The 14166-nt window shown below is 60.2% G+C and carries 17 protein-coding genes; 11 read left to right on the plus strand and 6 right to left on the minus strand.

Annotated elements, in window-relative coordinates; translation table 11 throughout:
• Nucleotide 1 precedes the first annotated feature (1 nt).
• From mlaD to D3879_RS00755, 3 genes are read right to left on the minus strand one after another with little or no spacing between them, the layout of a single operon-like run.
• Nucleotides 2-469 carry an outer membrane lipid asymmetry maintenance protein MlaD gene (gene mlaD, locus D3879_RS00745; RefSeq protein WP_119952236.1) on the minus strand — a complete coding sequence of 156 codons (468 nt, stop codon included), beginning with the start codon at nucleotides 467-469 and terminating at the stop codon, nucleotides 2-4.
• Nucleotides 469-1269: a lipid asymmetry maintenance ABC transporter permease subunit MlaE gene (mlaE, locus tag D3879_RS00750; protein WP_119952237.1), complete on the minus strand. Its 801-nt coding sequence runs from the start codon at nucleotides 1267-1269 to the stop codon at nucleotides 469-471. Before mlaE ends, mlaD begins: the two co-directional genes overlap by 1 nt.
• On the minus strand, nucleotides 1269-2078 hold the full coding sequence (locus tag D3879_RS00755; RefSeq protein ID WP_119952238.1) for an ATP-binding cassette domain-containing protein: 810 nt from the start codon (nucleotides 2076-2078) through the stop codon (nucleotides 1269-1271). The genes mlaE and D3879_RS00755 overlap by 1 nt, the downstream gene beginning before the upstream one ends.
• Nucleotides 2079-2322: 244 nt before the next feature.
• Between D3879_RS00755 and D3879_RS00760 the strand changes: the two genes are divergently transcribed.
• The 10 genes from D3879_RS00760 (at nucleotide 2323) to D3879_RS00805 (ending at nucleotide 9631) form a co-directional block, all read left to right on the plus strand.
• Entirely contained in the window at nucleotides 2323-3297 is a 975-nt protein-coding gene (locus tag D3879_RS00760; RefSeq protein WP_119952239.1) for a KpsF/GutQ family sugar-phosphate isomerase, read from the plus strand.
• Entirely contained in the window at nucleotides 3297-3836 is a 540-nt protein-coding gene (gene kdsC, locus D3879_RS00765) for a 3-deoxy-manno-octulosonate-8-phosphatase KdsC (RefSeq protein ID WP_177412343.1), read from the plus strand. The genes D3879_RS00760 and kdsC overlap by 1 nt, the downstream gene beginning before the upstream one ends.
• 8 nt (nucleotides 3837-3844) lie before the next feature.
• Nucleotides 3845-4414: an LPS export ABC transporter periplasmic protein LptC gene (gene lptC, locus D3879_RS00770; protein ID WP_119952240.1), complete on the plus strand. Its 570-nt coding sequence runs from the start codon at nucleotides 3845-3847 to the stop codon at nucleotides 4412-4414.
• Nucleotides 4401-4958 (plus strand): lipopolysaccharide transport periplasmic protein LptA, encoded by a 558-nt coding sequence (gene lptA / locus D3879_RS00775; protein ID WP_119952241.1) that lies wholly within the window; start codon nucleotides 4401-4403, stop codon nucleotides 4956-4958. The genes lptC and lptA overlap by 14 nt, the downstream gene beginning before the upstream one ends.
• The gene (gene lptB / locus D3879_RS00780) at nucleotides 4958-5683 is read left to right on the plus strand and encodes an LPS export ABC transporter ATP-binding protein (protein ID WP_119952242.1); all 726 of its coding nucleotides are present in this window, start codon (nucleotides 4958-4960) and stop codon (nucleotides 5681-5683) included. Before lptA ends, lptB begins: the two co-directional genes overlap by 1 nt.
• Nucleotides 5684-5828: 145 nt before the next feature.
• Nucleotides 5829-7337 carry an RNA polymerase factor sigma-54 gene (locus D3879_RS00785; RefSeq protein ID WP_119952243.1) on the plus strand — a complete coding sequence of 503 codons (1509 nt, stop codon included), beginning with the start codon at nucleotides 5829-5831 and terminating at the stop codon, nucleotides 7335-7337.
• Nucleotides 7338-7420: 83 nt separating this feature from the next.
• Nucleotides 7421-7729 (plus strand): ribosome hibernation-promoting factor, HPF/YfiA family, encoded by a 309-nt coding sequence (gene hpf, locus D3879_RS00790; RefSeq protein WP_119952244.1) that lies wholly within the window; start codon nucleotides 7421-7423, stop codon nucleotides 7727-7729.
• Between the two features lie 15 nt (nucleotides 7730-7744).
• Nucleotides 7745-8209: a PTS IIA-like nitrogen regulatory protein PtsN gene (ptsN, locus tag D3879_RS00795; protein ID WP_119952245.1), complete on the plus strand. Its 465-nt coding sequence runs from the start codon at nucleotides 7745-7747 to the stop codon at nucleotides 8207-8209.
• A 275-nt stretch (nucleotides 8210-8484) separates the two neighbouring features.
• Complete coding sequence (rapZ, locus tag D3879_RS00800; RefSeq protein WP_119952246.1) at nucleotides 8485-9339, plus strand: RNase adapter RapZ; 855 nt, start codon at nucleotides 8485-8487, stop codon at nucleotides 9337-9339.
• Nucleotides 9340-9358: 19 nt separating this feature from the next.
• Complete coding sequence (locus D3879_RS00805; RefSeq protein ID WP_119952247.1) at nucleotides 9359-9631, plus strand: HPr family phosphocarrier protein; 273 nt, start codon at nucleotides 9359-9361, stop codon at nucleotides 9629-9631.
• Between the two features lie 53 nt (nucleotides 9632-9684).
• Here the strand turns inward: D3879_RS00805 and pmbA are convergent, their stop codons facing one another.
• Nucleotides 9685-11031 (minus strand): metalloprotease PmbA, encoded by a 1347-nt coding sequence (gene pmbA / locus D3879_RS00810; RefSeq protein ID WP_119952248.1) that lies wholly within the window; start codon nucleotides 11029-11031, stop codon nucleotides 9685-9687.
• Nucleotides 11032-11126: 95 nt separating this feature from the next.
• On the opposite strand from pmbA, the gene yjgA reads away from it, so the two are divergent.
• Nucleotides 11127-11645, plus strand: coding sequence for a ribosome biogenesis factor YjgA (gene yjgA / locus D3879_RS00815; RefSeq protein ID WP_119952249.1), 519 nt, complete (start codon nucleotides 11127-11129; stop codon nucleotides 11643-11645).
• Nucleotides 11646-11690: 45 nt separating this feature from the next.
• Here the strand turns inward: yjgA and tldD are convergent, their stop codons facing one another.
• A complete protein-coding gene (tldD, locus tag D3879_RS00820) occupies nucleotides 11691-13148 on the minus strand; it encodes a metalloprotease TldD (protein ID WP_119952250.1) in 1458 nt (485 codons plus the stop codon).
• Between the two features lie 26 nt (nucleotides 13149-13174).
• A complete protein-coding gene (locus D3879_RS00825; protein ID WP_119952251.1) occupies nucleotides 13175-14014 on the minus strand; it encodes a carbon-nitrogen hydrolase family protein in 840 nt (279 codons plus the stop codon).
• Between the last annotated feature and the right edge of the window lie 152 nt (nucleotides 14015-14166).

Consider the following 14166-nt stretch of genomic DNA (forward strand, 5'->3'; position numbering starts at 1 on the left):
CTCATTTGGCTTCTTTATTCACCGAGTTGATCAGGAATTTCCCAATCAAATCTTCCAGAACTAACGACGACTGAGTGTCGCGAATAGTTCCGCCATCTTTGAGCAGCTCTTCATCACCACCCACGCTGAGACCGACGTATTTCTCGCCGAGCAGCCCTGCCGTGAGAATGGATGCGGTCGAATCGGTCGGCAGATTGTCTACCCGACTCTCCAGCTCCATGGTCACCCGACCGGTGTAGCTGTCACGATCCAGATCGATGGCCGCAACCTTACCGATGGTCACACCCGCCATGGTCACCTTGGCCCGCACGGTTAGACCGGCAATATTGTCAAAATGCGCATACAGCTTGTATGTGTCCTGGCCAGCACCCACCGTCAAGCCACTGACACGCAACGCCAGCAACAGCAAGGCCAACAACCCAGCCAGGAGGAACAGGCCGACACCAATTTCCAGGGTGCGGTTTTGCATCAGAAATCTCCAAACATCAAGGCAGTCAGGATAAAGTCCAGCCCCAGCACGGCGAGCGAGGCATAAACCACAGTTTTTGTCGTTGCGCGACTGATGCCTTCCGAGGTCGGTTCACAGTCATACCCCTGAAACACGGCGATCCAGGTCACCACAAAGGCAAAGACAATACTTTTGATTACACCGTTGAGCACGTCATCGGTGAACGACACACTGTTTTGCATATTGGCCCAGAACGAGCCCTCGTAGACGCCAAGCCAGTCGATCGCCACCATGGCGCCGCCCCAGATACCGACCACGCAGAAAACCATCGTCAGCAGCGGCAGCGAGATGAAGCCGGCCAAAAGGCGCGGAGCAATGATGTACTTCAGCGGGTCGACGCCGATCATCTCCAAGCTGGAGAGCTGCTCGGTAGACTTCATATTGCCGATTTCAGCGGTCAGCGCCGAACCGGCGCGGCCAGCGAACAGCAAAGCGGTAACCACCGGCCCGAGCTCTCGCAGTAGAGTCAGTGCGACCATCTGCCCGACCGCCTGCTCGGAGCCATAATCGGACAGGATACTGAAGCCCTGCAACGACAGTACCATGCCGATGAAGACGCCGGAGACCACAATGATCACCAGCGACATCACCCCAACCGAATGGAGCTGCTTAATAAGCAAATGCAGAAAACCATTGCCCAAGTTGCCGCGGCCAAATAAGGCGTGCAAGAGGAACAAGGTCGAGCTGCCGAGCGACTCGACTACATCGATGCCGGCACGGCCGAGCAGGCGAATCCGCTCGAGTATTGGCGTTTTGCGCATTAGCGCGCCCCCAGAAGATCTTCGCGGTAATCCACCGCCGGGTAATGGAACGGCACCGGCCCATCCGCAATACCCTTCATGAACTGGCGGATACGCGGGTTATCGGAATCCATCAATTCAGCTGGCGTGCCCTGACCAAGCACCTGCGTATCACCCACCACGAACAGGTAATCGGCGATGCTCGCGGTCTCCGCCAGATCGTGGGAAACCACGATACTGGTGATGCCCAACGCATCGTTAAGCAGGCGAATCAAGCGTACCAAGATGCCCATGGCAATCGGGTCCTGGCCAACGAATGGTTCGTCATACATAAGAATTTGTGGGTCCAGTGCGATCGCCCGAGCGAGCGCCACCCGACGCTTCATGCCGCCCGAGAGCTCATCCGGCATCAACTCGATGGCACCCCGCAGACCGACCGCCTGCAGCTTCATCAGCACGATGTCGCGGACCATTTCCTCCGGCAACTGGGTATGCACGCGCAACGGAAAGGCGACGTTCTCGAACACATCGAGGTCAGTGAACAAGGCACCGCTCTGGAACAGCACACCCATTTGCTTGCGCATATCAAACAAATCGCCGCGTGAGAGATCGGGCAGGTTCTGGCCATTGACCCAAATCTCACCGCTGGCTGGGCGCAACTGGGCGCCAATCAAGCGTAAAAGCGTAGTTTTGCCGCTCCCGGAAGGTCCCATGATGCCGGTGACCTTGCCGCGCGGAATACGAATATCGACATTATTGAAAATGCTGCGCGAACCGCGCTTGAAGGACACGCCCTTCAGCTCGACCGCATAGGCGTTATCGGCACTCATCTGAACTCCTTGCGATGCAGCCTCCCTTTCAGACGCCACATCCCTTCGCGGGGACACCACGCTTACTGAACGGGCCGAATTGGCCGCGCACTATAACATTGCCGCCTTCCGCCACCCAAGATCGAAACAACCTTCGTTCAGCATTGCGACAGCTCTGGCGAACAGCGCCCAGTAATGAAGGGTGAGCACTTTGGCCTTTACCGCTATAATCGCCGCCTTTTCATCCGGCCACTGCATTCACGATATGAGCCAATCCAGCGACCTGATCCAGTCCGCGCAGCGCACCATTCGCCTCGAACTCGAGGCTATAGAGAGCTTGCTACCCCGTATCGACGCGGCTTTCGTGCGTGCCTGCGAACTGATTCTGGCCAGCAAGGGCCGCGTCGTCGTCGTCGGCATGGGTAAATCCGGGCATATCGGCAACAAGATCGCCGCCACCCTGGCCAGCACAGGCACCACGGCGTTCTTTGTCCACCCGGCGGAAGCCAGTCACGGCGACATGGGCATGATCACCCGCGACGATGTGGTGCTAGCCTTGTCGAACTCGGGGTCTACCGCAGAAATCGTCACCCTGCTGCCCTTGATCAAGCGGCTCGGCATCACCCTTATCAGCATGACCGGCAACCCTGATTCGCCGCTGGCGAAAGCTGCCGAAGCCAATCTCGACGCCCGCGTCGCCCAGGAAGCCTGCCCACTGAACCTTGCGCCGACCTCCTCCACGACCGCCTCCCTGGTGCTCGGTGACGCCCTGGCAATCGCCCTACTGGAAGCCCGCGGCTTTACTGCGGAAGATTTCGCCTTCTCCCACCCGGGTGGAGCCCTCGGCCGCCGGCTGCTGCTGAAAGTGGAAAACGTCATGCACGCCGGCGCCAGCCTACCGAAGGTCCAACGTGGCACTTCGCTAAAAGAGGCTCTGTTGGAAATGACCCAGAAAGGCCTGGGCATGACCGCGGTAGTCGAAGCGGATGGGCGCCTCGCCGGAGTCTTCACCGATGGCGACCTGCGCCGCACCCTGGATCGCAGCATCGACCTGCGCCAAGCCAGCATTGACGAGGTCATGACACCACACGGCAAAACCGCACGCCCGGAGATGCTTGCCGCCGAGGCACTGAAGATCATGGAAGACCACAAGATCAGCGCACTGGTGGTGGTCGATCAACATGATCGCCCGGTGGGCGCCTTGAACATGCATGACCTGCTGCGTGCGGGGGTTATGTAATGAGCAACCATGCGATAAGCACCGACCTGCTGCAGCGCGGTAAAAAGGTCAAACTTGCTATTTTCGATGTCGACGGTGTACTCACCGACGGCCGCTTGTACTTCCTCACCGACGGCAGCGAATTCAAAACCTTCAACACCCTGGATGGCCACGGCATTAAAATGCTGATTGCCTCCGGGGTGCGCACCGCCATCATCAGTGGACGCAAGACCCAGGTTGTCGAGCGCCGCGCACAGAACCTGGGTATCCAGCATCTGTACCAAGGCCGCGAAGACAAACTGGTAGTACTCGACGAGCTACTTGGCGAACTCGGCCTAAGCTACGAACAAGTCGCTTACCTTGGCGATGACCTGCCAGACCTGCCAGTGATTCGCCGGGTGGGCTTGGGCATGGCCGTCGCCAGCGCCGACAGCTTCGTCCGCCAGCATGCCCACGGCGTTACGCAAGCCCGCGGCGGCGAAGGTGCGGCCCGCGAGTTCTGCGAATTGATCATGCGCGCCCAGGACAACCTTGACGCCGCCCAAACCGCCTATCTATAGAGCCGATCATGCTGCGCAAACTGCTTCTCTCCGTGTTTTTCACCCTCGCCGCCCTGCTGCTGGCGGCGCTCGGCTACTGGAATCTCAACCCGGACAGCCTGCTCGATCAAACGCCCAAAGCCAGCGCGGAAAACGCCATAGACTTCTATGTGGTTAACGCGAGCACCGTGCAATACCAGCCGGACGGCAAGCTGCATTACGAAATGACCTCCGACAAGGTCGAACACCTCAAGGCAAGCGACATCAGCCTGATGACTCGACCGGACCTGCAACTTTATCGTGGCACCCCACAGCCCTGGCATGTACGTAGCGCCCGCGGCGAAGTATCACCGGGGGGCACGGAAGTCGAACTGATCGACGCCGTGCGCGTCGAGCGCACAGACGCCAAAGGCCGCCCGACCATACTCACCACCAGCCGATTGACCGTGTTCCCCGACAAGCAATATGCGCAGACCCAGCAAGCCGTTAGAATCGAGGCGGCCAACGGGGTGACCACGGCACAAGGAATGAAAGCGTACTTGAATGACGGCAGGATGCTCCTGCTGTCCAATGTAAGAGGCCAGCATGAGGTTCGTTAACAATTTGTCTCTCCGGACCCTCCCCCTTCTGCTCAGTTTTAGCGCCGTACTTGGAAGCGCGAGCGCCTGGGCACTGCAGACTGACCGCGAGCAACCGATTCGCGTGCAAGCTGACAGCGCAGAACTCGATGACAAACAAGGCGTAGCGGTATACCGCGGCGACGTCGTCATTACCCAAGGCACCCTGAAGATCACCGGCAACACCGTGACCATCACGCAGAACGCCAGCGGCGATATCGAAATCTTTACCGCCATCGGCACACCGGCGTATTACGAGCAGAAACCCGCTGTCGACAAACAGATCGTCAAAGCTTACGGCCTGACCATCCAGTATTTCGCCGCCAACGAGCGCATCGTGCTGATCGACCAAGCCAAGGTAGTTCAGGAAGGCAATACCTTCGAAGGCGAGAAAATCGTCTACGACACCCAGCGCCAGATCGTCAACGCCGGCCGCGCCACCGGCACCAACGTGACCTCGCCGCGCCCGCGCATCGACATGGTGATCCAACCGAAAAACAAACCAGCCGAACAGCAGGCGCAGTAATGGCCATCCTGAAAGCTCAACACCTGGCCAAGAGCTACAAGGGCCGCCAAGTCGTGCGCGATGTCAGCCTGTCGATTGAAAGCGGGCAGATCGTCGGTCTGCTGGGCCCGAACGGCGCCGGCAAAACCACTTGCTTCTACATGATTGTCGGCCTGGTTAACGCCGACCAAGGCCGCGTACTGATCGACCAGCAGGACGTCACCCACCTGCCCATGCACGGCCGCGCCCGCGCCGGCATTGGTTATCTGCCGCAAGAAGCCTCGATTTTCCGCAAGCTGCCGGTCGCCGACAACATCATGGCGATCCTGGAGACACGCAAGGATCTCGATCGTGCCGGCCGCCGCCAGGCCCTGGAAACCCTGTTACAGGAATTCCATATCAGCCACATTCGCGACAGCCTCGGCATGAGCCTGTCTGGCGGCGAACGCCGCCGCGTGGAGATCGCCCGCGCCCTAGCCACCGCACCCAAGTTCATCCTGCTCGATGAGCCCTTTGCCGGCGTTGACCCAATCTCGGTCGGCGATATCAAGCAAATCATCCACCACCTCAAGGCCAAGGGCATTGGCGTTTTGATCACCGATCACAACGTGCGCGAAACCCTGGATATTTGCGAAACCGCCTACATCGTCAACGACGGTCAATTGATCGCCGAAGGCGATGCCGAGACCATCCTGGCCAACCAGTTGGTGAAAGAAGTCTACCTGGGCCACGAGTTCCGCCTGTAGTTCGCGTAGCCATGCACTACAGAAAGCGTTCGAGGGCTAGGCAAACCCCTCAAGGTCAGGCATATAATTTGCTTCCTGGTGGCGCTTTGGCGCCCTGTAGTGGATAGCGCACGTGCGCCGGCGAATAAGGTCCTAAGCCCCCTCCATGAAACCATCGCTAGTCCTTAAAATGGGCCAGCAGCTGACGATGACACCGCAGCTGCAACAAGCCATCCGTCTTCTCCAACTGTCTACCTTGGATCTGCAGCAAGAGATTCAGGAGGCCTTGGAGTCGAATCCGATGCTCGAGCGCCAGGAAGATGGCGACGATTTCGACAACACCGACCCTTTGGCCGATGGCGCGGAGAGCGCCCCGCCCGCGCCCAACCAGGAAGAGTCCTACCAGGAAACCAGCTATCAGGAGTCTGCCCCTACGGTCGACAACCTGGAAGAAGGCGAATGGAACGAGCGCATCCCCAATGAACTCCCAGTCGATACCGCCTGGGAAGACATCTACCAGACCAGCGCCAGCAGCCTGCCCAGCAACGATGATGATGAGTGGGACTTCACCACTCGCACCTCGGCCGGCGAGAGCCTACAAAGCCACCTGCTCTGGCAGCTCAATCTGGCCCCGATGTCCGATAAGGATCGCTTGATCGCCGCCACCCTGATCGACTGCATCAACAATCAAGGCTACCTGGAAGAGACCCTGGAAGAGGTGCTCGAAGCCTTCGACCCCGAACTGGATATCGAGCTGGACGAAGTAGAAGCGGTGCTGCATCGCATCCAGCAGTTCGAGCCCGCCGGCATCGCCGCCCGCGACTTGCGCGAATGCCTACTGCTGCAACTGCGCCAGCTACCAGCCAAGACGCTTTGGCTGAACGAAGCCCAGCGCCTTGCAGGCGACTACTTGGACTTGCTCGGCAGCCGCGATTACAGCCAGTTGATGCGCCGCATGAAGCTCAAGGAAGACGAACTGCGCCAAGTGATCGAGCTGATTCAAAGCCTCAACCCGCGCCCCGGCTCACAGATCGAAGCCAGCGAACCGGAATACGTGGTACCCGACGTCATTGTGCGCAAGCACAACGAACGCTGGTTGGTAGAGCTGAATCAGGAAGCCATGCCGCGCCTGCGGGTCAACCCGCAATACGCAGGCTTCGTGCGCCGCGCCGACTCCAGCGCCGATAACACCTTCATGCGCAATCAACTGCAAGAGGCTCGCTGGTTCATCAAGAGCCTACAGAGTCGCAACGAAACCCTGATGAAGGTCGCCACGCAGATCGTCGAGCACCAACGCGGCTTCCTCGATTATGGCGACGAGGCGATGAAGCCTTTGGTCCTGCACGACATCGCCGAAGCCGTGGGCATGCACGAGTCGACCATCTCGCGCGTGACCACGCAAAAATTCATGCACACACCGCGCGGCATTTACGAGCTGAAATACTTCTTCTCCAGCCACGTCAGCACCTCCGAAGGCGGTGAGTGCTCGTCTACCGCAATCCGCGCGATCATCAAAAAACTGGTTGCAGCGGAAAATGCGAAAAAGCCGTTGAGTGACAGCAAGATCGCTGGTTTACTGGAAGCACAGGGCATTCAGGTGGCCCGTCGCACAGTCGCCAAATACCGCGAATCCCTCGGGATAGCGCCTTCCAGTGAACGCAAGCGACTGATGTAACGGCTGCACTGATCCAAGCCAAAGTGTTCCGGTGGCAGGCCCGTTAGCCTGTCTCTTACACACGGCAATAAGGAGAAAGCGGTATGCAAGTCAACATCAGTGGACACCAACTGGATGTGACCGACGCCCTACGCGCCTACATCGTCGAGAAACTCGAACGGGTTGAGCGCCACTTCGGAAAAATCACCAACGTGCAGGTCACCATGGAGGTCGAGAAGCTCAAACAGAAAATCGAAGCGACCCTGCACATCGCGGGCGGCGAAGTCGTCGCCCGCGCCGAACATGACGACATGTACGCGGCTATCGATCTACTCACCGATAAGGTCAACCGCCAACTTATCAAGCACAAGGAAAAGCAGCAGGGTCGCCTGCAAGGCGCCCCGGCGCGCTGACACCATCCCCTACCCATGATTCGACTTGAAAATATACTGACCCCCGGCCGTTCCTTGGTGAACGTGCCGGGAGGCAGCAAAAAACGTGTCCTCGAACAGATCGCCAACCTGGTCGCCCGCGAATTGCCCGACCTGGATGGACAAGACATTTTCGAGAGTCTGGTCGCCCGCGAGAAGCTTGGCTCAACCGGTTTCGGCAATGGCATCGCCATTCCACATTGCCGTCTGCCTGGCTGCGTATCGCCGATCAGTGCTCTGCTACGCCTCGACGCCCCGGTAGACTTCGACGCTATCGACGGTGCCCCAGTAGATCTGTTGTTTGTCCTGCTAGTGCCAGAGGCCGCCACCGATGAGCACTTGGAGCTCTTGCGCCAGATCGCCAGCATGCTCGACCGCAGTGACGTACGCGAACAGCTGCGCCATGCCCAGAACAGCGACCGCCTGTACCAGGTAGTAGTGGACGTGCAGAACAGCCGCTAGGCGGAGGCTCTGTTGAGGTGACTTTGCATGCCGCGACGGAGGCCGTCTTGTCGCAGGACAAGACGCGAGGAGAGAAATTTGGTCATTCCAAATAAACGACGAGTAACGCAGACCTGCGACAAGACGGCCCCGTCCCTTCGGGTTGCGCGTCAAAGCTCGCCATACGTCGTTGCGGGACTTGCCAAGGGAATGACCATTGCCTGCATCCCGCGCCTAACCTGGCGAGCTTTGGCGCGGCAACGCGGCGAACAAAGTCACCTCAACAGAGCCTAGTCATGCGCTTGATCATCGTCAGCGGCCGCTCCGGCTCAGGTAAGAGCACCGCCCTCGATGTCCTCGAGGACAATGGCTTCTATTGCATCGACAACCTACCGGCCGGCTTGCTCCCAGAACTCGCGGAACGCGCCCTGCTCCACACTGAGCTGCTGCAGCCGCTGGTGGCCGTGTCGATTGATGCGCGCAACCTGCCGAGCCAGCTCAAGCGTTTTCCCGAATTGCTCGACGAAGTGCGCGCCCGGCACATCCAATGCGATGTGCTGTACCTCGACGCAGACGAAGAAACCCTGCTCAAGCGCTTCTCCGAAACCCGTCGACGCCACCCACTGACCACCGCCGAACGCTCACTGGCTGAAGCCATTCACGACGAAAGCCTTCTGCTCGGGCCGATCATCGATCTGGCCGACCTGAAGATCGACACCACGCATCTCAACCTCTACCAACTGCGCGACACGCTCAAGCTGCGTTTACTGAATAAGCCGGAACCGGGCACCGCGTTCCTGGTCGAATCGTTCGGCTTCAAGCGCGGCATGCCGGTGGATGCGGATCTGGTCTTCGATGTACGCTGCCTACCCAACCCGTATTGGAAGCCGGAGTTGCGCGAGCACTCAGGGCTCGAGCCATCCGTGGCGCAATACCTAGCCGCTCAGCCGGATGTCGAAGAGATGTTCCAAGACATCCTCGCCTACTTAGTAAAATGGTTGCCGCGCTTCGCCGCGAGCAACCGCGCCTATGTCACCATCGCCATTGGTTGCACTGGCGGGCATCACCGCTCGGTGTATCTGGCCGAACGACTTGGCCAGGCGCTGAAAGAACCCTTAAAGAATATCCAGGTTCGCCACCGCGACCTTTAGTAGAAGGATTTATGCAGCAATGCCTGCCTGTGAAATCACCATCATCAACAAGCTTGGCCTACACGCGCGCGCGGCTGCCAAGTTTGTCGGCGTGGCCGGGCGCTTTCCTTGCCAGGTGCGCGTCGGTCGTGCTCCAGAGTGCTACGTGGACGGCAAAAGCATCATGGCGGTAATGATGCTGGCCGCCGGCAAAGGCACCTCAATCCACCTACACACCGAAGGTGAGCAGGATCACGATGCCTTGAATGCGCTGATCGAATTGATCAATAACCGCTTCGACGAGGGCGAATAGTTCAACCTCTGGAGAACAAATCGCTAAAGCGATATGCCCACCAGAGGTTTCGGTCAGCTCCCCGCCACCATCATCCGCTCGATCAACACCGAACCCGTACGCACGTTGCTGCGCAACTCCAGGTCGCTACCCACCGCAAGAATCTGCTTGAACATATCGCGCAGATTGCCGGCGATAGTGACTTCCTGCACCGGGAACTGAATCTCGCCATTCTCTACCCAAAAGCCACCGGCGCCGCGCGAGTAGTCGCCGGTCACCAGATTCAACCCCTGCCCCATCAGCTCAGTGACCAATAGCCCGCGCCCCATGCGTCGGATCAACGCCGCCTGGTCATCCTCGCCATGACTGACGAACAGGTTGTGCACACCACCGGAGTTCGCTGTGCTCGGCAAGCCCAGCTTGCGCCCGGAGTAGGTGCCAAGGATGTAGGAACGCAACTCTCCGCGCTCGACGAAAGACTTGGCGTAGGTCGCCAGGCCATCACCATCGAACGCAGCGCTGCCCAGCGCCCGCGGAATATGCGGACGCTCATCGAGGTTCAGCCACTGCGGAAACAGCTGCTGGCCCAAGGCGCCTTCGAGGAAGGAGGATTTGCGATACAGGTTGCCGCCGGAGATCGCCGAGAGGAAATGGCTGAACAAGCCGGTGGCCAGCTCCGCGGCAAACAGCACCGGCACCTCGCAGGTCGGCACCGGACGCGCGCCCAACCGGCTGACCGCCCGCTCGGCGGCACGCCGGCCGATACTGGCGGCATCGGCCAGATCCTCGCCACGCCGGTTGACGTCATACCAGTAGTCGCGCTGCATCAGCCCGTCAGCCTCGGCGATCATCACGCAACTCAGGCTCTGCCGGGTGCTGGCGTAACCGCCGACAAACCCATGGCTGTTGCCGTACACACGGCAGCCTTGGTGCGTATTGAGGGTGGTGCCGTCAGCGTTCTTGATCCGCTTATCCGTTGCAAAGGCCGCCGCTTCACAGCTCAGCGCCCGCTCAATGGCCTGCTCCGGGGTGATATCCCAGGCATGGTAGAGATCCAGATCCGGCAAGTCGCGCGCCATCAGCTCAGGATCGGCCAGCCCGGCACAGTCATCCTCGGAGGCATGCTTGGCGATGGCCAGGGCCGCAGCCACAGTCTCACGGATCGCCGCGTCACCGCTCGCCGAGGTGCTCGCCGAGCCCTTACGCTGACCAACATACAGGGTGATGCCAAAGCCCTGGTCGCGATTGAACTCCACCGTCTCCACTTCGCCCTGGCGCACCGAGGTGGACAAGCCTTGCTCCACTGAGACCGCGACCTCACAGGCACTGGCGCCTTGCTGCTTGGCCTCGGCAATAATCCGCGCGACCTGCGCTTGCAATTCCGGCAAGGCCTGGGGGCCAACTACGTCTGCTGCACTCATAACCAACTCCACTTCTCAAGGTCAGTCACCCGACCGGGCCGGACAAGCGGCCCTCGACTCGTTATCATGGCGACGTTTCCAACTGGATCAGCCCCATGTCTGAATATTCCGACGACTTCTCCGAGGAGAAGAGCAAAACCCAAGTCAAACGCGAGCTGCATGCTCTAGTCGACCTCGGTGAGCGCCTGACAACCCTCAAGCCTGACCTAATCGCGCGCTTGCCGCTAACCGACGCCCTGCGTCGCGCCCTGGCTGAAGCGCCGAAGCACACGGCGAACATCGCCCGTAAACGGCACATCCAGTTCATCGGCAAGCTGATGCGCGATCAGAACATTGACGAAATCCTGGTCCTGCTGGACCAACTGGATGCGTCCACCCGTCAGTACAACGAACGCTTCCACGGCCTGGAACGCTGGCGCGACCGTTTGATCAACGGCGGCGACGACGTTCTCGAAGCCTTTGTTGGCGACTATCCGGAGGCTGACCGGCAGCATTTGCGTCAACTTATTCGTCAGGCCCAGTACGAAACGGCACATAACAAGCCACCTGCCGCCACGCGCAAAATCTTCAAATACATCCGTGAGCTGGACGAGAGCAAACGCGGTCTGCGTTAACCCTTATTCCATCACGGTGGGTTACGGCCTGCGGCCTAGCCCACCCTACGCTCCCGTTCCGCCCACGGTAATCGCATCGATTTTCAGCGTCGGCTGACCGACACCGACCGGCACCGACTGACCGTCTTTACCGCAGGTGCCGACACCACTGTCCAGCGCCAGGTCGTTGCCGACCATCGACACCCGTCCCATGGCTTCCGGGCCATTGCCAATCAACGTGGCACCCTTGACCGGCGCGGTGATCTTGCCATCTTCGATCAAGTAAGCCTCGCTGGTGGAGAACACGAACTTGCCGCTGGTGATGTCGACCTGACCGCCACCGAGGTTGGCGCAGTAAATGCCCCTCTTCACCGAGGCGATAATCTCTTGCGGGTCGCTCTTGCCGGCCAACATGTAGGTGTTGGTCATCCGCGGCATCGGCAGGTGTGCGTACGACTCACGCCGGCCATTGCCGGTCGCGGCCACGCCCATCAGGCGAGCGTTCAGCTTGTCCTGCATATAACCCTTGAGCACACCGTTTTCGATCAGCGTGGTGCACTGGGTGGGCGTGCCTTCGTCGTCCAGGCTTAACGAGCCGCGGCGCCCTGCCAGGGTGCCATCATCAACGATGGTGCAAAGGCTGGAGGCCACTTGCTGGCCCACGCGCCCGCTATAGGCCGAACTGCCCTTGCGGTTGAAGTCGCCCTCTAGGCCGTGACCGACCGCCTCGTGCAGCAGTACGCCGGACCAGCCGGAACCCAATACCACCGGCAGAGTACCGGCCGGTGCCGGGATCGCTTCCAGGTTGACCAGCGCCTGACGCAACGCCTCACGGGCATAGCCCATGGCGCGGTCCTCATTGAGGCTGTCTTTACTTAGGAAGTACCGGTAATCGGAGCGACCGCCGCCACCATGACTACCGCGCTCGCGGCGACCATTCTGCTCGACGATCACACTGACATTGAAACGCACCAAGGGCCGCACATCCACGCCGAGACTGCCGTCATTGGCGGCAACCAGAATCCGCTCCCAGACGCCCGCCAGACTGACCGTGACTTGCTTGATCCGCGGATCCAGTGCCCGCGTAGCGACATCCACCCGCTTGAGCAACTCGACCTTCTCCGCCCGACCGATCACCTCCAGGGGATTGTCTGGCGCATACAGGCGGGCTAGCTGCGGGCTGGCGAAGGCCTGCACCTGCCCCCGCTGCCCCGCGCGGGCAATCGAGCGAGCGGCGCGGGCGGCCTGGCTCAGCGCATCGGCACTGATCGCATTGCTGTAGGCGAAGCCGGTCTTCTCGCCGGACTGAGCCCGCACGCCGACGCCCTGGTCCAGATTGAAACTACCTTCCTTGACGATGCCGTCTTCGAGCACCCAGGTCTCGGAGACCTGACTCTGGAAATACAGATCGGCCGCATCTATGCCGGGGCCGGCCAGTTCACCCAGCACCGCGGGCAGGCTTTCGATACTCAGACCGCCAGGGCCCAACAGGTGCTCACTGACGGATAACAACAACTCACTCATAGTCACTCCATAGGCTCTCAGAGCCTTTAGGTCGGCCGTACGACGGACGACACAGAAAATCGGCGGTGGCTGTACACCGGCATACGTTGACGGATCGCCGCCTGCTCGGCTGCATCGCGACTGGCCAAGAGCAGCGCCTCGCCCTGAGCCTGCTCGGCCAATACTCGCCCCCAGGGGTCGATGATTGCCGAATGGCCAAAAGTCTCGCGCCCTTTCGGGTGGATGCCGCCCTGACCGGCGGCCAACAGGTAACACTGCGTCTCGATGGCACGCGCGCGCACCAGAATTTGCCAGTGCGCGGCACCGGTCACCGCGGTAAACGCTGAAGGCGCGCTGATCAATTCAGCGCCAGCCTCCCGCAATGCGCCATACAACTCGGGGAAGCGCAGGTCGTAGCACACCGTAAGCCCCAAGCGCCCCACCGGGGTATCCGCCACCACGAGCTGCGAACCATGGGCGTAATCGTCGGACTCGCGGTAGCGACCGCGGCTGTCGGCCACATCCACATCAAACAGATGCAGTTTGTCGTAACGCGCCACCCGCTCGCCCTGATCATCGATCAGCAACGAACAGGCATGCGCCTTAGCCTCGGGCTGGCCGTCGGGCGGCAGCGGCAAGGTGCCGGCCACTATCCATAACTTGAGGTCACGGGCGGCCTGTTTCAACCAGGGCAGGATCGGACCTTCACCCAAGGCTTCGGCTCGCCCGAGGGCAGCAAGGTCACGGCGTCCCATAGCGGCAAAATTTTCCGGCAGCACCGCCAGCCGCGCACCACTGGCGGCAGCTTGTTCGAGCAGCCGACGGGCATGGGCAAGGTTGGCCAGAACATCGTCCTGGCTAACCATCTGAATCACGGCGAGGGACATACCGCGCTCCCAGAAAGGCATAGGCGCATGCTACCCCATGCAGCGGGTCACAGGCTGCGTGAAAACTACTGCGCTCGGCTATACGGCGTTGAAATCAGGCTCAGACTGCTCATTTACAACACGTAAACTCCGCGTCTTCGCCTGTTTGACTC

The organism is Pseudomonas cavernicola (assembly GCF_003596405.1).
In the GTDB taxonomy this organism is placed as follows: domain Bacteria; phylum Pseudomonadota; class Gammaproteobacteria; order Pseudomonadales; family Pseudomonadaceae; genus Aquipseudomonas; species Aquipseudomonas cavernicola.